General features: G+C 73.4%; 16 protein-coding genes. 3 read left to right on the top strand and 13 right to left on the bottom strand.

The annotated features are described in order from the left end of the window. Nucleotides 1-242: 242 nt before the first annotated feature. From ACFSL4_RS20040 to ACFSL4_RS20030, 3 genes are read right to left on the bottom strand one after another with little or no spacing between them, the layout of a single operon-like run. Entirely contained in the window at nt 243-1,433 is a 1,191-nt protein-coding gene (locus ACFSL4_RS20040) for an acyl-CoA dehydrogenase family protein (RefSeq protein ID WP_381084517.1), read from the bottom strand. Further along, a complete protein-coding gene (locus tag ACFSL4_RS20035) occupies nt 1,430-2,611 on the bottom strand; it encodes a CaiB/BaiF CoA transferase family protein (RefSeq protein WP_381084515.1) in 1,182 nt (393 codons plus the stop codon). The genes ACFSL4_RS20040 and ACFSL4_RS20035 overlap by 4 nt, the downstream gene beginning before the upstream one ends. 40 nt (nt 2,612-2,651) lie before the next feature. After that, nucleotides 2,652-3,047 (bottom strand): hypothetical protein, encoded by a 396-nt coding sequence (locus ACFSL4_RS20030; RefSeq protein WP_381084513.1) that lies wholly within the window; start codon nt 3,045-3,047, stop codon nt 2,652-2,654. A gap of 341 nt (nt 3,048-3,388) precedes the next feature. On the opposite strand from ACFSL4_RS20030, the gene ACFSL4_RS20025 reads away from it, so the two are divergent. Further along, entirely contained in the window at nt 3,389-4,867 is a 1,479-nt protein-coding gene (locus ACFSL4_RS20025; RefSeq protein ID WP_381084511.1) for a PucR family transcriptional regulator ligand-binding domain-containing protein, read from the top strand. 43 nt (nt 4,868-4,910) lie between these two features. Here the strand turns inward: ACFSL4_RS20025 and ACFSL4_RS20020 are convergent, their stop codons facing one another. The 4 genes from ACFSL4_RS20020 to ACFSL4_RS20005 form a co-directional block, all read right to left on the bottom strand. Beyond that, complete coding sequence (locus ACFSL4_RS20020) at nt 4,911-5,387, bottom strand: GNAT family N-acetyltransferase (RefSeq protein ID WP_381084509.1); 477 nt, start codon at nt 5,385-5,387, stop codon at nt 4,911-4,913. Nucleotides 5,388-5,454: 67 nt separating this feature from the next. Beyond that, on the bottom strand, nt 5,455-8,106 hold the full coding sequence (locus ACFSL4_RS20015) for a beta propeller repeat protein (protein ID WP_381084507.1): 2,652 nt from the start codon (nt 8,104-8,106) through the stop codon (nt 5,455-5,457). A 117-nt stretch (nt 8,107-8,223) separates the two neighbouring features. After that, nucleotides 8,224-9,630: an NAD(P)/FAD-dependent oxidoreductase gene (locus ACFSL4_RS20010; protein ID WP_381084505.1), complete on the bottom strand. Its 1,407-nt coding sequence runs from the start codon at nt 9,628-9,630 to the stop codon at nt 8,224-8,226. 9 nt (nt 9,631-9,639) lie between these two features. After that, the gene (locus tag ACFSL4_RS20005; protein ID WP_381084503.1) at nt 9,640-10,266 is read right to left on the bottom strand and encodes a rhomboid-like protein; all 627 of its coding nucleotides are present in this window, start codon (nt 10,264-10,266) and stop codon (nt 9,640-9,642) included. A 148-nt stretch (nt 10,267-10,414) separates the two neighbouring features. Here ACFSL4_RS20005 and ACFSL4_RS20000 point away from each other — a divergent pair, with 148 nt between their 5' ends. Then, nucleotides 10,415-11,476 (top strand): right-handed parallel beta-helix repeat-containing protein, encoded by a 1,062-nt coding sequence (locus tag ACFSL4_RS20000; protein ID WP_381084501.1) that lies wholly within the window; start codon nt 10,415-10,417, stop codon nt 11,474-11,476. A gap of 46 nt (nt 11,477-11,522) precedes the next feature. Then, nucleotides 11,523-12,551 (top strand): methyltransferase, encoded by a 1,029-nt coding sequence (locus ACFSL4_RS19995; RefSeq protein ID WP_381084499.1) that lies wholly within the window; start codon nt 11,523-11,525, stop codon nt 12,549-12,551. 66 nt (nt 12,552-12,617) lie between these two features. Here the strand turns inward: ACFSL4_RS19995 and ACFSL4_RS19990 are convergent, their stop codons facing one another. The 6 genes from ACFSL4_RS19990 to ACFSL4_RS19965 all read right to left on the bottom strand — a co-directional run bounded on the left by ACFSL4_RS19990 (nt 12,618) and on the right by ACFSL4_RS19965 (nt 16,829). Beyond that, on the bottom strand, nt 12,618-12,950 hold the full coding sequence (locus ACFSL4_RS19990; protein ID WP_381084497.1) for a TcmI family type II polyketide cyclase: 333 nt from the start codon (nt 12,948-12,950) through the stop codon (nt 12,618-12,620). A 20-nt stretch (nt 12,951-12,970) separates the two neighbouring features. Then, a complete protein-coding gene (locus ACFSL4_RS19985) occupies nt 12,971-13,450 on the bottom strand; it encodes an SRPBCC family protein (RefSeq protein ID WP_381084495.1) in 480 nt (159 codons plus the stop codon). Between the two features lie 2 nt (nt 13,451-13,452). After that, entirely contained in the window at nt 13,453-13,710 is a 258-nt protein-coding gene (locus ACFSL4_RS19980; RefSeq protein ID WP_381084493.1) for an acyl carrier protein, read from the bottom strand. Nucleotides 13,711-13,864: 154 nt separating this feature from the next. After that, nucleotides 13,865-15,106: a ketosynthase chain-length factor gene (locus tag ACFSL4_RS19975; RefSeq protein ID WP_381084491.1), complete on the bottom strand. Its 1,242-nt coding sequence runs from the start codon at nt 15,104-15,106 to the stop codon at nt 13,865-13,867. After that, the gene (locus tag ACFSL4_RS19970) at nt 15,103-16,371 is read right to left on the bottom strand and encodes a beta-ketoacyl-[acyl-carrier-protein] synthase family protein (RefSeq protein WP_381084490.1); all 1,269 of its coding nucleotides are present in this window, start codon (nt 16,369-16,371) and stop codon (nt 15,103-15,105) included. Before ACFSL4_RS19970 ends, ACFSL4_RS19975 begins: the two co-directional genes overlap by 4 nt. Continuing rightward, nucleotides 16,368-16,829, bottom strand: a complete 462-nt coding sequence (locus tag ACFSL4_RS19965) for a cupin domain-containing protein (RefSeq protein ID WP_381084488.1) — start codon at nt 16,827-16,829, stop codon at nt 16,368-16,370. Before ACFSL4_RS19965 ends, ACFSL4_RS19970 begins: the two co-directional genes overlap by 4 nt. Nucleotides 16,830-16,924 lie beyond the last annotated feature (95 nt).

The raw sequence follows: 16,924 nt of genomic DNA, 5'->3' as shown, positions 1-16,924 counted from the left end.
CAGGGCGGTGCCCACGGGCCCCCGGTCGCACCGGCCGGGCCGACAACGGCCGTCCCACCGCGCCGCACGCAGCCTCGCTCGGCAGCGTCCCGCCAGGGCCGGCGGCCGGTCGCACCGGCGCCCGGCCGCCGTGCGGCCGCGACGGTGGACGCCCGCCGCATCGGACACCGCATCGGCCCGGCCGCACACGTCGGCCCGGCCGGGCGAGTGGCCGGCCGGGCGAGTGATCGCGGCCGGGTGGGTCAGCGGAAGGCCGCCTGACCGGTGAGGGCCTGGCCGATGACCAGGGTGTGCATCTCGGGTGTGCCCTCGTACGTCAGGACCGACTCCAGGTTGTTCATGTGCCGGATCACCGGGTACTCCAGGGAGATCCCGTTGGCACCGAGGATCGTCCGCGCCGTGCGGCAGATCTCCAGCGCCTTGGTGACGTTGTTGAGCTTGCCCAGGCTCACCTGCTCGGGGCGCAGCCCGACGGTGTCCTTGCGGCGGCCCAGGTGCAGCGCGAGCAGGGTGCCGTTGGTGAGTTCCACCGCCATCTGGGCCAGCTTCGCCTGCGTCAGCTGGAAGCCGCCGATGGGCCGGCCGAACTGGGACCGCTCCCCGGCATAGGCGAGCGCGGCACGGAAGGCGCTGCGGGCCGCGCCCATCGAGCCCCACAGGATCCCGTACCGCGCCTCGTTGAGGCAGGACAGCGGGCCGCGTAGGCCCCGCACCTCCGGCAGGGCGGCCGACGCGGGCAGGCGCACCGACTCCAGGACGAGTTCGCTGGTGACCGAGGCCCGCAGGGACATCTTGTGCTTGATGGCGCGGGCGGTGAAGCCCGGGGTGTCGGTGGGGACCACGAAGCCCCGCACACCCTCGTCGGTCCCCGCCCAGACGACCGCGACCTGGGCCACGGAACCGTTGGTGATCCACATCTTGGTGCCGTCGAGCACCCAGTCGCCGCCGTCCCTGCGGGCGCGGGTGCGCATCGAGCCGGGGTCGGAACCGTGGTCGGGTTCGGTCAGGCCGAAGCAGCCGATGGCGTCGCCCGAGGCCATCCGCGGCAGCCACTCCCGCTTCTGCTCCTCGCTGCCGTGCCGCCGGATCGCGTACATCGCCAGTGAGCCCTGGACGCTGACCAGGGAACGGATGCCGGAGTCGCTGGCCTCCAGCTCCAGGCACGCCAGGCCGTAGTCGACGGCGCTCATCCCCGGGCAGCCGTAGCCCTCCAGGTGCATGCCGAGCAGCCCCAGCGTGCCCAGTTCCCTGGCGAGTTCACGGATCGCCGGCAGGTCGCCGGACTCGAACCACTCCGCGATGTACGGGTCGACGGCGCGGTCGCACACCTGGCGGACGGCCGCCCGGACCGCCTTCTCCTCGGGGCTGAGCAGGTCGTCGATGCCGGCCAGATCCAGCGGATCGGCCTTGGGGGCGGGGGTCTTCGTGCTCATCGGGGCACCTCTCGTGAGGGATGGGGCAGGGCAGGGCACTGCGGGTCGGCCAGCCAGGCGCGGACGCGTTCGCCGTCCGCGCCCAGGCCCGGCGGTGGCGCGGCCGGGCAGACCATGGCGGTGGAGTAGGCCGCGGGGTGCCGCGGCGCGGCCGTACCGCCGCCGGCCGGCGCTGTGGTGGGGTCCAGGCCCAGCCGCTCGGCCAGCGCGAAGCCGTCGGCGACGGTGCCGACCCGGCCCGCCGGCACCGCCGCGGCGGTCAGGCGTTCCTGCCACACGGCGCAGTCCTCCGCGGCCAGTGGCTCCTCCAGCGCGGCGACCAGCTCCTCGCGGTGGGCGACCCTGGCCGCGTTGGTGGCGAACCGCTCGTCCGCCGCCAGGCCGGGCGCGCCGAGCACCGCAGCCATCCGCGCGAACTGGCCGTCGTTGCCGCAGGCCACGGCGAGCAGCCCGTCACGGCAGCGCAGCGTCTCGTACGGGGCGATCGACGGGTGGCGGTTTCCCATCCGGCCGGGCGGGCGGCCCGTCTCCAGGAACGACTGGGCCTGGTTGACCAGGGCGCCCAGCAGGCTGGACAGCAGATTGACCTCCACCCGGCAGCCGCGCCCGGTGCGGGCGCGGCCCGCCAGCGCGGCAAGGACGCCGACGGTGGCGTCCTTGCCGGTGAGCACGTCCACGAGGGCGACACCCGCCTTGGTGGGCTCGCCGTCGGCGTCGCCGGTGATGCTCATCAGACCGCCGACCGCCTGCACCACGAAGTCGTAGCCGAGCAGGTCGGCGCCCGCTCCGGCGCCGAATCCGGTGACCGAGCAGTAGACGAGCCCGGGATTGCCGGCCGACACCTGGTCGTAGCCGAGGCCGTGCCGGTCGAGGGCGCCCGGTTTGAAGTTCTCCACCAGCACGTCGGCGCGCCGGGCGAGTTCCCGGGCCAGGGCCAGGTCGCCGCTGTCGGACAGGTCGAGGGCGACGCTGAGCTTGGAGCGGTTGACGCTCTCGAAGTACGTGGTGGAGCCGGCCGACCACGGTGGGCCCCAGGACCGGGTGTCGTCCCCGGTGCCGGCACGCTCCACCTTGACGACGGTGGCGCCGAGATCGGCCAGGGTCATCGTGCACAGCGGGCCGGCCAGCACCCGGCTGAAGTCGGCGACGAGGATCCCCTCCAGGGGCCCGCCGCTCATCGCGCACCCCCTCCGGGGTTCGTTCCGGTGCTCGCGGTGCTCATCGCGGGGCTCCTTCCAGGAGACCGCCGACCCGGCGCGGCAGCCGCCACGGGTTGGTGCCGCGCAACGGTCCGGGAAGCGCGGTCCGCGGCACGTCCTGGAACGCCACCGGCCGGGTGAAGCGGTCCAGGGCCGCGGCGCCCGCGCCGACGGCGTCCGGGCGGCCCGTCGCCGACCGGGGACCGCCGTGCCGCTGCGCCCACGAGGTCGCCACGCCCGTCGGCCGGCCGTCGGCCACGCCCCGGCCCGCCTGCCCGGAGAGCAGGTCCACCGGCCACGGCGGATCGGGGTCCGCGGGTTTGGCCGGGGCCATCGCCGCCGCCGGGCTCGGCTGCAGCCGCCCCAGCGGGTCCCGCAACCGCGCCGGGCCGTCGTACTCCACCGCCGGCGCCACCGGGCCGAAGCGCTCCGCGGGCAGCGGCGAGCCGGGACGCCGGGCCCCGGCGGGGGGCGACGACGTCCCCGGTGCGGCGGCGGGCGGCGTCCGCCCGGCGCTGCCCGGGCCGGGCGACGGCGGTGGTGGGGTACGGAGCGCGGTGGCCGGGAGAGCGCGTGAGAAGGGGGGTGTCGGGAGTCACGGGGGTCCTTCCGAAGGCCGGAGACCGGGGGTGCGTGGGCCGCATCGTAGGCAGCGAGGGCCACCCGGGACTTTGGATGATCCGACCGGTTCCACGGATATCTCGTGCAGAATGCACGAAGTCGTTCCCTTCGGGGAGGAAGGCGGGGAGGAAGAGCGTGCCCACCCTCGACGTCCTGGTGCGTGCCCTCGGCGACGACCTGGCCCCGGTTCCCCCGTCCGTCGCCGTGCCCCGCCGCGAGGTGACCGGTGTCCATGTCAGCGAGCTGACCGACCCCACCCCGTACCTCTCCGGCGGCGAACTCCTGCTCACCACCGGCATGGGCCTCACCGGCCAGACCGCCCAGGCCCGCGCCTACGCCGCCCGGCTGGCACGGCACGGCATCACGGGCCTCGGCCTCGGCCTGGGCCCGGTGTACGCCTCCGTGCCCGACGCCCTGACCGAAGCGTGCGCCGCGGCCGGGCTGCCGCTGCTGAGCGTGCCCGGCCCGACCCCGTTCCTGGTGGTCGCCCGCACTTACTGGTCGCTGCTGGCCGCCGCCGGCCAGGAGGAACTCACCGCCGCCCTCGGCGCCCACCGCGACCTGGTCAGGGCCGCGGCCGGGCCGACCCCGGTGACGGCCGTCGTCCGCATCCTGGCCGCCGCGGTCGAGGGCTGGGCCGCCCGGCTCGGACCGGCGGGCGAGGTGCTGGAGGTCTGGCCGCGCCGCCGCCGCGCCCACGCTCGTCAGATCGCCGCGGAAGTCGCCCGGCTGCGCGTCGCGGGCCCTCATTCCTCGGCGACCTTCCCCCTCGGCGACGAGGACGTGGTGCTGCACCCGCTGGCCGGGCACGGACGGCTCAGCGGGTTCGTGGCCACCGGCTGCCCCCGCCCCATGCGGCCGGCCGACCGGCAGCTGGTGCTGACCGCCTGCGCGCTGCTGGCGCTGCAGAGCGAGCAGCAGCGCCGCGGGGTCGCCGCGTCCCGGGCCTCCCGCGCCTGCGTGGCGCGGCTGCTGCTGGCCGGTCACGTCGACGCGGCCCGCTCGCTCGCCGCGGACCTGGGCCTGGGCGTGCCTCCGCGACGGGTGCGCCTCCTGTGCCTGGCCGGGCCGGCCGGCGCCGCCGACGACGTCCTGGACGCACTGGAGGCGGCCGTCGCCTCGCCCCCTCGGGAGCTGATCGCCCTGCCGGAGGCCGGGGAGGTGTGGGCGCTGCTCGACCCGGCGGACGTGCCCGCCGTCCTGGACGCGGCCCGCGGCCTCACCACCGGGCAGCCCCTGGGGGCGAGGGCGCTGCTGGGCGCGGAGACCGGCCTGCCCGGCCTGCGCCACCAGCCGGCCGCGCTGCGCCGCGCCCTCGCGGCGCAGCCCCCGGGCACCGTGCGGGACATGGGCGCGGACGGGGCGCGGGCGCTCGCCGCCGCGCCCTCGCTGGAGCCCTTGCTCTCCTACCGCCGTGCGGATCTCGTGCCCGCCGTGGCCGCCTATCTGCGCCACCGCGGCCAGTGGGAACGGGCCGCCGCCGATCTCGGCGTGCACCGCAACACCCTGCGCCACCGGATCGGCACGGCGGCCCGGCTGCTCGGCGCCGACCTCGACGACCCGGACGTCGCCAGCCGCACCTGGCTGGCGATGCGTGAGCGCGGTCTGGCGTGACGCCCGGTCGCGGCAGGCCCGGCCGCCCGGTGGAGCGGGCCGGCTACTTCTGAGCCCCCAGCCGCGCCAGCGCCCCGTCCGTCAGCCGGTACACGGTCCACTCGTCCTGCGGGCGGGCGCCCAGCCTCTCGTAGAAGCCGATCGCCGGGCGGTTCCAGTCCAGCACCGACCACTCCAGGCGCTCGTAGCCGCGTGCGACGCAGATGCGGGCCAGTTCGGTGAGCAGCGCCTTGCCGTGGCCGGCGCCGCGGGCCTGCGGGCGGACGTACAGGTCCTCCAGGTAGATGCCGTGCACGCCCCGCCAGGTGGAGAAGTTCAAGAACCACAGCGCGAAGCCGACGACCTCGCCGCCGTCGTCCTCCGCGACGTGCGCGAACGCCGCCGGGCGGTCGCCGAACAGTGCCTCCATGAGCTGCTCCCGGGTCGCGCGCGCTTCGTCGGCCGCCTTCTCGTACTCAGCGAGTTCGCGGATCAGGGCGTGGACGAGGGGGACGTCGGCGGGGGTCGCGGTGCGAATCATGGGCGCAGTGTCACACAGGAGGGGCGGGGCCTGAGCCCCGCCCCTCATCTCATGCGGCGCCGGCCGCTCAGTGCAGACGGCGTGGGTCGATCGCCCAGATCCCGCGCCCGTGCGTCGCCGCGTACAGCCGGCCGTCGGGGCCGGTGCGCAGCTGGAGGACCGCCGTCGTCGGCAGGTTCTCCCCCGCCACCTTCCAGCTCGCCGATCCCGCCCCGCGGACCAGGACGCCGAGGTCAGTGCCGAGCACGACGGTGCCGTTCTTCAGCAGCGCCACGGAGTTCGCGGGCACGTCCGGCAGGTTCCCGGAGACGTCCTTCCAGGTCGCGCCGCCGTCCCGGGTCTCGAAGAGGTGGCCGAAGCCCGCGCCCGGGCCCTCCGTCCACTTGCGCGAGAAGCCGTTGACGGCGAGCAGCACGTGGTCGGAGTCCGCAGGGTCGATCGCCAGGCCGGAGAGGTAGCGGTTGGGGACGGTCCCGTCGACGGGCAGGTCCAGCTGGTGCCAGCCGGTGCCGTCCGCGTTGCCGACCGCGATGCCCCGGGTGAAGCCCTGGTTGTTGCAGGGCCCGCACCAGGCGGCGTACACCCTGCCGCCGGAAGAGGCGACGGCGGTCGCGGTGTGGCCCGCGCCGAGGTCGTAGGCCCCGGACCACTCGCTTCCGCTGCGGATGGCCCACCCCTTGGTGTTGATCCACACGTGCCGGCCGCCCGCGACCCAGGTGTTCGGGTCCTTGATGTCGGCGTTCAGCGGTGCGATGAAGCGGGCCTCACCGGTGGCGTTGTCGGGCGGCGCCACCGAGTAGCTGGTCACCTTCGACGGGTCGTCGATCCAGCCGCCGTCGTTGACCGCGCAGTTCTGCGTGACCGACACCGCCAGGTAGACGTACTCCGCGGCGACGTTGCACCCGTTGGCCGGGTCGACGATCGTGTCGCCGCCGTCGCCGCCGAAGTTGGAGCCCATCACCCGGTCGCCGGGACGGAGGATCGACTGCCCGTTGTCCTGCAGACCGCCGCTGACCGCGACGCCGCGCGCCGCCCGGTCGATGCCGACGCCGACCGAGTAGTACTGCAGGGCGTCCATCGTGCCGTCGTTCAGGGACGTCCAGTCCGTGGCGTGGCCGTCGGCGTTCGCGGAGCCGTCCACCGGCCGCCGGAACACGCCGCCGTCGTCGCCGACCACGACGTACGGCTTGCCGTTGCTGCTGCCGATCGCCACCGAGTGCTGGTCGGGGTGCGTGGTGGCCGGGCAGTCGCCGCTCTGCTTGGCGGGGTCGATGGACCAGCAGGGGAAGCCGAAGTTCCAGTAGGGGCCGGGGACGGTCCAGTTCTTGCCGCCGTCCTTGGTCTCGAAGACCTCCTCCAGGCCCGCGTACACATGGTCGGGGTTCTTCGGGTCGACGGTGAGGAACTGGTCGTACCACGCCTGGACGCCGGGCTGGTAGCCGTCACCGGTCAGCGCCGAACCGGAGTCGCGCAGCTGCGTGTAGTCGGCGATCCTCGTCCACGGGCCGGTCGGGGAACCGGACTTGGAGACGAAGATGCCCGCGAGCCCGCTGTCCGGGTTGGACGCCATCATCGCGGGCGACTGGTCGATGGCGTAGTAGCGCGAGCCGTCCGCGCTGCGCGCGAAGGTCACGTTGCCCACGTTGTCGCTGTCGCTGGGCAGGTCCCCGAGCCCGGTCAGCCGCTCCCAGCCGTGTGAGCCCTTGGTGTAGAAACCGTTGTAGGTGTCGCCGCTGCGCCAGCCGACCGCGAGCACGACCTTGTGCGGATCCCTGGGGTCGATCGCGATGTCGCTGGTGATGTTCTTGTAGGGGGCCGACGGGTCGCCCGCCTTCGCGCCGCCCGGCAGATAGTCGGGGTTGGGGGCGAACTGAAGCTTCCACGGGCCCTTCAGGGTCTTCGTGGAGTGGCTCCACACGCCGCGCGTGGTCGCGGCCCACACCGTGTCGCCGCCGAACCGGAGCGCGTTGATGGACGTCGACTCCAGCTCGTCGCCGCCGACCCTGTCGCGCTCGGAGAACCGGCCGTGGCGCGGGTCCTTGAGGACGTAGACGCCGGTGCCGAGGAAGGCGGTCGCGCTGGTGTTGGCCTCGCCGGTCGCGTACCACAGCCGGCCGCGCGGATCGAGCTGCAGATCGCCCGTGGACAGGGCGGGCAGGTGGTCGGAGATGTTCGTCCAGTGCCCGCCCCCGGTGCGGGACCGGAAGACACCGCCGTTGGCCGCGCCCGCGTACACATAGCCGTGGTCGTCGGCCGCGAGACCGGTCACGCGCCCGGTGACCCTGCCGGAGCCGCCGCTGGAGTTGGAGTTGATGTCCCGGTAGCGCGGATCGTCGGAGTCGTACGGCAGCCGGGTCACGTCCCGCCATCTGCCGCCGGTGTGCGGGAGCGCGGTGAGCGCGTCGTAGGCGGCGCCGTAGGCGCCCGGCGCCACGATCCCCGGCGAGGTCCGGGCCTCCGCGTACTGGTCCGCCTGTTCGGCGATGTTCCCCGACTCGTCCTCGTCGCCCCCGGGGTCACCGGGGTCCGCCGTCTCCGCGAAAGCGGACAGGCCCTTCTGCTGGTTCAGCTGGGCCTGTTCCCGAAGTGCGCGCACACCGAAGGGATCCACCCCGGTGCCGGACGCCGCCTGGGCCTGCGTCACCGTCAGGCCCAGTGCGGCGGATGCGGCGAACAGCGCCGCCCACGCCCGTCTTCTGCGAAAACCGTCGACTGCCATGAAAGAAGTGCCCTCCCCAGGGGATGCAGTGGCGTACATGACACAAGCTGCCCCACAGCTTTGGGGAGACAGGAGGTGCGGGAGAAGCGGTAAACGGCAATCAGCGGGTAAAGGTTGTCAGTGGCGGCCGGCCACCCGGTCCGCGAACCGCGCCAGTCTCGACGACTCGGCGCTGTGCGCGGTCAGTTCGCGCCGGTCCGCCGTCCGGTAGGTGGCGTACATCCCGTGCACGCCCAGCCAACGCATCGGCTCCGGCTCCCACTTGCGCACCCGGTGGTTCACCCACGGCAGCGCGGTCAGGTCACTCGCGCCCGCCTGGCCGGAGTCCTGCCGCACCAGATCGCGCAGCGTGCGCGCGGCGAGGTTCGTGGTGGCGACGCCCGAGCCGACGTAACCGCCCGCCCAGCCGAGCCCCGTCGACCGGTCCAGGGTCACCGTGGCGCACCAGTCGCGCGGCACCCCGAGCACGCCCGACCAGGCGTGGGTCACCCGCACCCCGGCCAGCGACGGGAAGAAGCGGACCAGGATCTCGTGCAGCGCCTCGACGGTGGCGGGCTGTGTGCGGCCGTCGTTGTCCGTGCGGGAGCCGAAGCGGTACGGGACGCCGCGGCCGCCGAGCGCGATCCGGCCGTCGGCGGTGCGCTGCGCGTACATGTACGCGTGCGCCATGTCGCCCAGCGTCTCGCGCCCCTCCCAGCCGATCTCCGCCCACTGCGCGCCGGTCAGCGGCTCGGTCGCGATCATCGAGGAGTTCATGGGCAGCCAGGTGCGCCGCTGGCCCTTCAGCGACGCCGTGAACCCCTCGGTGCAGCGCAGCACGTACGGGGCGCGGACCGTCCCGTACGGCGTCACCGCGTGCTTCGGGCGGATCTCGGTGACCGGCGTCCCCTCGTGGATGGTCACGCCGAGCGCCTCGACGGCCGCCGCGAGGCCCTTGACCAGCTTGACCGGGTGCAGCCGCGCCCCGTGCGGGGTCCAGGACGAGCCGACCGCGCCCCTGACCCGGATCCGCCCGGCGGTCTCCCGGGCGCCGTACAGTTCGCGGTCCTTCTCGCCGTACGACAGCTCGTGCTCGTGGAACGCCTTGAGGCGGGCCAGTTGCGCGGGCGTGTACGCCACCTCCAGGACGCCGCCGGCGTGCACGTCCGCGTCGATGCCCTCCTCCTCGGTGACCCGCACCACCTCGGCGACCGTCTCGTTCATCGCCCGCTGCAGCCGGACGGCGGACTCGTGGCCGTGCAGCCTCGCGTACCGGTCGCGGCCCGCGATGCCGTTGTAGAGCCAGCCGCCGTTGCGCCCGGAGGCGCCGTAACCGCAGAACTTCTGCTCCAGCACGGTGATGCGCAGGAACGGCTCCGCCTTCTTCAGGTAGTACGCCGTCCACAGACCGGTGTAGCCGCCGCCGACGATCACGACGTCGGCGGACGCGTCGCCGGCTAGGGGCTCGCGCGGGGCGGGAAGGCCGTCGTCCGCGTACCAGAAGGAGATGCCGCCGTTGGCGACGCTGCTGACTGCGCTACTCATGCGCGGACGTTAACCGCTGGTGGAGGGCGCTGTCTCCTTCGGATTCCGTGTTTTTCCGCGGCCCCGGGTCAGGGGACGGCAGGCGAGACCGACCAGCACGGCGGAGAAATGCCCGACATCGGTGAAGGTGGGGGCGGCGGTCAGCGGCAGGGTGTACACCGGCAGCACCACCGCCAGATACGCGGGCCGCCAGGGCGCCGCGATCCGGTACGTGAGCACCGCGACCACCCCGGCCAGGGCGTAGCTCACCCCGATGTCCAGGGCGTTGACCGCCGAGTAGGGGGCCGCCCCGTCGCGGATCGCCCACAGCAGCGCGCCCTCGCCGGCGAGCGTGGCCAGCACGTGCGCGGCGACGCACACGGCCAGCCAGCGCGCGGTGCCCAGCCAGCGCTCCGCCTGCGCGTGGAAGACCGTGTACAGCCCGGCGTACGGCAGCCAGTGCCCGCCGTCCGTCCACAGGGCGCTGGCCACGAAGGCGTGCACCGGACGGGAGGACAGCTCGCGGAGGTTGGTGGACCGGTGCCGCAGGAAGGTCTGCTCGAACTGCGGCGACATGTGGTGCAGGGCGACGGTCGTCACGAACAGGATGAGCAGCCAGACGTAGGTGCCCGGGGCGCTGCGGACGTACGCCGTCACGGCCCCGAGCACGCGTCCTGTCCGCCCGGCCCGGTTCACACCCGCCAGTATCGCCGCGGAGGCGATCGGGACGCCTGCGGAGCCGGGCAGCGGGACACGCCACCGAATGGCCGATCCGGTTTCCGACGGCTCATCCGGTCATAGCGTAATGAACGTGACGAATCACCACATCGCCTCACTCGTATGCGCCGCAGTGCTCGCCGGTACGGGGCTCGGCGCCGCACCCCCCGCCACCGCCCCCACGACCCGGCTGCTGCACCCCGGGGACTCGATCCAGGAGGCGGTGGAGGCCGCCGAGCCGGGCGACACGATCCTCCTGTCCCCCGGCACCTACCGTGAGAGCGTCCGGGTGACCACCTCGCGGCTGACCCTGCGCGGCGCGGGCCCGGGCACCGTGATCGCCCCCGCCGCTGCGGCCGCCGACGCCTGCGCCCGGGCCGGCAACGGGATCTGTGTGGAGGGAACGGACGACCACCCGGTCCACGACACCACCATCAGCGCGCTGACCGTGTCCGGCTTCGCCAAGAACGGCCTGTGGGCCTCACGGACCGACCGGCTGACCGTCCGCGGGGTGACCGCCGAGAAGAACCGCCAGTGGGGCATCGCGCTGGAGCGGGCCACCCACGGGGCGATCGTGGACAACACCGTCCGCGAGAACGGCGACGCGGGGGTCATGCTCGTCAACACGCTCGACACCGAGACGGGGGCCACGGACACCGGCGGAACGGTCATCGCGCGCAACCGGCTGCAGGGCAACCGGGTCGGCGCCTCCGTCAGACGCGTCAGGAACGTCACCGTGGCGCACAACGACATCAGCGGCAACTGCGTGGGGATGTTCGTCGTCGGCGACGAGAACACGCCGCCCACAGGGGCCGTGACCGTGAGCGGCAACCTCGTCCGCGACAACAACCGGTTCTGCCCGAAGACCGCCCGGCTCCCCTTCCGTCAGGGCTCCGGCATCGTCCTGACCGGCGTGGTGGACACCCTGGTCACCCGGAACGTGGTCAGCGGCAACACGGGCACCTCGCCCTTCTCGGGCGGCGTCGTGCTCTTCAAGAGCATGGTCGGCGTCCCCAACGACCGGAACCGCATCAGCCACAACACGCTGCGGGGCAACGGCCCGGCGGACCTCGTCGACCGGGACACCGGCAAGGCCAACGCCTTCCACGGCAACACCTGCCAGGCGTCCCGGCCGGCGGGACTGTGCTGACCGCCCGGCCGCACCCCCCTGTGGACCCAGAGAGGAAGGTCGGCACATGACGACCGCAACCCCCGCCCCACCACCGTCCATGCGGCTCAGGGAACTCGCGTTCGGGGCCGCGTGCGCCGCCGCCCTCCGCGCCGCCGCCAGGCTGGGTGTCGCCGACGCGCTGGCGGACCGGCCCATGAGCGTGGAGGACCTCGCGGCCGCGGTGAAGACCGAGCCGGGGCCGCTGCGGCGGCTGCTGCGGGCCCTGTCCTGCTACGACGTCTTCACGGAGAACCAGGACGGGACGTTCGCGCACACCGAGATGTCCCGGCTGCTGCGCGAGGACGATCCGCACAGCCTGCGCGCCATCTCCCTGTGGTGCACCGAGCCCTGGACCTGGGACGCGTGGCCGAGGCTGGACGAGGCGGTGCGCACCGGACGCAACGTGGTCCAGGACCTGTACGGCAAGGAGTTCTTCGACTACCTCAACGAGGACGCCCCGGAGTCGGCCGACGTCTTCAACCGCGCCATGACGACCTCCAGCAAGCAGTCCGCGCGGGAGGTCGCGGAACTCCTCGACCTGTCGGGCAGTTCGTCGGTCGCGGACATCGGCGGCGGCCAGGGGCATGTGGTGGCGCGTCTGCTGGAGAAGTACCCGTCGATGCGGGGCGCCCTGCTCGATCTGCCGCGCGTGGTGGAGAACGCCGATCCGCGGCTGCGCGAGGGAGGCGCGCTCGCCGAGCGGGTGCGGATCGTGCCCGGCGACTGCCGCGTCGCCGTCCCGGTGCGGGCCGATGTGTACATCATCAAGAACATCCTGGAATGGGACGACGACAGCACCGCCCGCACGCTGCGCAACGTCGTCGAGGCAGGCGGGCCCGGAGCGCGGGTCGTGGCGATCGAGAACCTCGTCGACGACACCCCCTCCATGCGGTTCAGCACCGCGATGGACCTGCTGCTGCTCCTCAACGTCGGCGGCGCGAAGCACACCACCCAGAGCATGGTCGACCGGCTGACGGGCGCGGGCCTGGTCATCGACTCGATCCGCCCCGTCAACCCCTATCTGCACGCGTTCGACTGCACCGTCCCCGGATGACCCCGGCACACGGGTCGCCGGGCCCGCGCCGTACGCGGACCCGGCGACCCGTGGCCGTGGGGGCGTTCAGGCGCCGCCGTCCCGCTCCCACCGGTAGAAGCAGTGCGCCATCGCGTCCTTCGGAGAGCGCCAGGTCGCGGGGTCGTACGCACTGACGTACGCCGACAGCCGCTCGCTGATGTCCCTGAAGGCGGGGTGGTCGGCCACCTTGGCGACGGCCGGGCCGGGCTCCCGCTCGGACTCGATGAGGTGCAGGTACACCTCGCCGAACTGGAAGAGGCTGCGCCGGGCGACCCCGACGAGGTGCGGCAGTTCTCCCCGGTCCGACTCCTCGAACACCTTGGCGATGTCCGGGGCGGACCCCGGAGCCATGCGGGCGACGATCAGTGCCTGGTGCATCCGCCTGTCCTCCGTCCGGCTCAGTCGCTCAGCGCCGGCGCGGGCCGGTGCTCGGCGGCGACCTTCTCGACACGGTCCCGGATCAGGGCCATCTGGACCTTGGAGTTCCGGTTGATGTTGTCCGTCATCCAGTCGTCGTCGACCGGCGCGTCCGGCTTCATCTCGAAGTCCTGCGTCCACACCATCCGGGTGCCGTCGGCGACCTCCTCGTACCGCCACAGGATGTTCATGTACGCGAAGGGCCCCGGCTCGACACGGCGGGCCTTGACGGTCAGCGTGCGGCGGTCCGTCTCCCGCTCCGAGACCCAGCTCCAGACGGTGCCGTTCTCGTCGGGGTGCATGGTCAGCCGGAACGTCGTCCGGTTCCCGTCGCGGGACAGGACCTCGACGGCCGCGTACTCGCTGAACAGGTGCGGCCAGTTCTCCAGGTCGTTGGTCATGTCCCAGACGAGGTCCACCGGCGCGGCGATGGTGACGGCGTTCTCCGTGTGTCCGGCCATGTTCAGGCTCCTGCCATAAGGGTGCTGTTGATGAGGTCGAGGAACTGCCGGGGCGTCCTGCAGCGCTCCGCGTCGGGAGGCATCGGCGTGCCGTGCCGGTTCTCCAGTTCGCCCACGATGCCGAGCAGGCCGAGCGAGTCGATACCGAGGACGTCGAAGCCCGAGTCGTACTGCTGCTCCAGCTCCTGCGGGGAGACGGTGACTCCGGCGGCCTTCTTCATGAGCTCGGCCAGTTCATTCACGGTGATTTGGGCACTCATACCGTTCCTCTCCTTTGCTCCGGTTCGCTATGAGTCGTCGCTTTCTTCGGTCGTGCGCCTGCGGGGTGCCGCAGCCGGTGCCGAGAGGACGACCGTGCTCGCCCCTTCGGGCCGCCGCGCGGCCGTCCTCTCGGCACCGGCGCACCCCTCCGGCTCACTCGGTGGCGCCGCGCCGCAGCACGAGCGCCGTGTTCGACCCCATGAGTCCCCGGCTGAGGACCAGCGCCGTGCGCACCTCTGCGGCACGGGCGCGGACGGTCACCAGGTCGAGGTCATGGCAGATGTCGACGACGTTGGGGGTGGGCGGGATCAGGCCGTGTTCCATGGCGAGCACCGCCGCCGCGGCGTCCAGCACGGGCGCCGCGCAGTAGGCCCGGCCGATGCCGGTCTTGGGCGCCGTCACCGGCACGCGCCTGCCGTGCGCGCCCAGGGTGTCGGCTATCGCCAGCGCCTCGGCACGGTCCGCCTCGGGTATGCCGAGGGCGTCGGCGAAGACGACGTCGACCTGCTCGGGGGCGCAGCCGGCCTCGTCCAGGGCCCCGCGGATGGCCTGGGCGAGCCCCTCCCGCGACAGCTCCCAGCGGGAGGCGCCGGTGAACGTCGCCGCGTGCCCGGCCAGGGTGGCCCGCACGGGAGCGCCCCGGTCACGGGCCGAGGCCTCCTCCTCCACGACGATCATGGCGCCGCCCTCGGCGGGCACGAACCCGCAGGCACCGGCGGTGAACGGGCGGTAGGCCCGCGCCGGGTCGTCCAGGGTGCTGAGCTCCTCGTAGCCGAGCTGGCAGACCATCGAGTACGGGGCCAGCGGCGCCTCGGTCGAACCCGCCACAATCACATCGGTGCCGCGCTCCACGGCCCGCGCGGCATGGGCGAGGGCGTCCAGGCCGCCGGCCTCGTCGGCGGCGACCACCGAGCAGGGGCCCTTGAACCCGCGGCGGATGGAGATCTGGCCGGTGCTGGCGGCGTAGAACCAGGCGATGGACTGGTACGGGCCGACGAAGCGGCTGCCCCGCCCCCACAGCTGCTGCAGCTCCCGCTGCCCGAACTCGCCGCCGCCGGATCCGGCCGCGGTGACCACGCCCGCGGAGAACGGCGCGCCGTCGACATCGGCCTGGCCGAACCGGGCGTCCTCCAGGGCGCGGTCGGCGGCGGCCATGGCGAAGTGGGAGAACCGGTCGGTCTGGACGAGGAAGCGTTCCTCGATCACCGACGGGTCGAAGGCACGGACCTCTCCGCCCACCCGTAGCGGCAGGTGGTCGCAGCCCTCGCGGGTGATCCGGTCCAGGACGCTGACGCCCTCCTGCGTGGACTTCCAGAAGGTGTCGGTGCTCGTTCCGTTGGGCGCGACCACACCGATTCCGGTGACGGCCGCGCGCCGGGTTCGCGGTGCGCTCATCGTGTCCTCTCCCTCGGCCGGGTCAGGATCACCGCGGACTGGAAGCCGCCGAACCCGCTGCCCACGGAGAGCACGCTGTCCAGCCTCCGCTCACGGGCGACGCGCGGGACGTAGTCCAGGTCGCACTCGGGGTCCGGGGTCTCGTAGTTCGCGGTGGGCGGTACGGCCTGGTGGACCAGGGCCAGCACGCAGGCCACGACCTCGATCGCCCCGATCGCCCCGAGGGAGTGGCCCACCATGGACTTGATGGAACTCATGGGGGTGGCGTACGCGTGCGGGCCCAGGGCCCGCTTCACCGCGGCCGTCTCGTGCCGGTCGTTCTGCCGGGTGCCCGAGCCGTGCGCGTTGACGTAGTCGATCGCCGAGCCGTCGAGGCGGGCGTGGTCCAGCGCGTCCTCGATCGCCCGGGCCATCTCCAGTCCCTCACTGGTCAGACCGGTCATGTGGTAGGCGTTGCCGAAGGTGGCGTAGCCGCTGATCTCGCAGTACACGTGGGCGCCGCGGGCGCGGGCGTGCTCCAGCTCCTCCAGGACCAGCACCGCCCCGCCCTCGCCCATGACGAACCCGTCGCGGTGGGCGTCGAAGGGGCGGGAGGCGTGCGCGGGGTCGTCGTTGTTCGGGGACGTGGCCTTGATCGCGTCGAAGCAGGCCATGGTGATCGGTGAGATCGGCGAGTCCGACGCGCCGGTCACACAGATGTCGGCCCTGCCCTCCTCGACGGTGTGGAAGGCGTACCCGACCGCGTCCAGGCCCGAGGTGCAGCCGGTGGAGACGGTCTGCACCGGCCCGCGGGCCCCGAAGCGCTCCGCCACCATCGACGCGAGCGTGCTCGGCGAGAACGCGCGGTGCAGTTGGGGGCCCGCCTCGCGGTGGTCCACGTCCCAGCGCTGCCCGCCGTGGCTGACCAGGACGTAGTCGTGCTCCAGACGGGTGGTGCCGCCGACCGCCGTCCCCAGGCAGACCCCCACCCGCCACGGGTTCTCCCCGGCCAGGTCGAGGCCGGCGTCCCGTACCGCCTCCTGACCGGCGACCAGGGCGAACTGGATGTAGCGGTCGGCACGTTCGATCTGCTCCGGGTCCAGTCCGCAGGCCACCGGGTCGAAGTCGCACTCGGCGGCGATCCGCGAACGGAGGCCGGCCGGGTCGAAGAAGGTGATGCCTCGCGTCGCGGTACGGCCGTTGGCGAGCAGATCCCAGAACGCCGGGACGCCGATCCCGCCCGGTGCCACGACGCCTATGCCGGTGACCGCCACGCGCCGGGTCATGAACGGACCTGACCTCGGTCGGCCGGCCGGGCACCGCCCGTCCCGGCGCCCTCCGCGGCGACGGCGACGGTGTCCGTCTCCTCCGTGTCGACATGACCCAGCTGCGGGCGCGGGGCGAGCGGGCCCAGATGGAAGACGATACGGGCCTCCACGTCACCGACGTTGCGGAAGCGGTGCCGCATATAGGCCGGGATCATCAGCCCCTGCTCGGGCTGCAGCGGTGCGGGTTCGCCGTCCAGATCCACCTCGAGGCGGCCGCAGACGACGTACACGAACTCCTCGGAGTACGGGTGGTAGTGCTCGCCGATGCGCTCTCCGGGCTGCACGATGGCCACGCCCATGAAACCGCTGGTGGAGCCGACCGTGGCGGGGGTGAGCATGGCGCGCAGATCACCGCCGCGCCTGCGGTTGGGGTCGATCTCGCTGAGGTCCACGATTCTGGGACGGGGTTTGATCACGTCGTTCCTCCGATAGGGCTTGCGTCGACATGGGCTGGGGTCGGCCGCCGCGCCGCCGCGGCCCGCCGACGCGGGTCAGGGCCGCGGCCCGCCGG

Origin of the sequence: Streptomyces caeni, assembly GCF_042678285.1 — a bacterium.
In the GTDB taxonomy this organism is placed as follows: domain Bacteria; phylum Actinomycetota; class Actinomycetes; order Streptomycetales; family Streptomycetaceae; genus Streptomyces; species Streptomyces caeni.
This window is presented reverse-complemented; position numbering and strand designations above follow the sequence as displayed.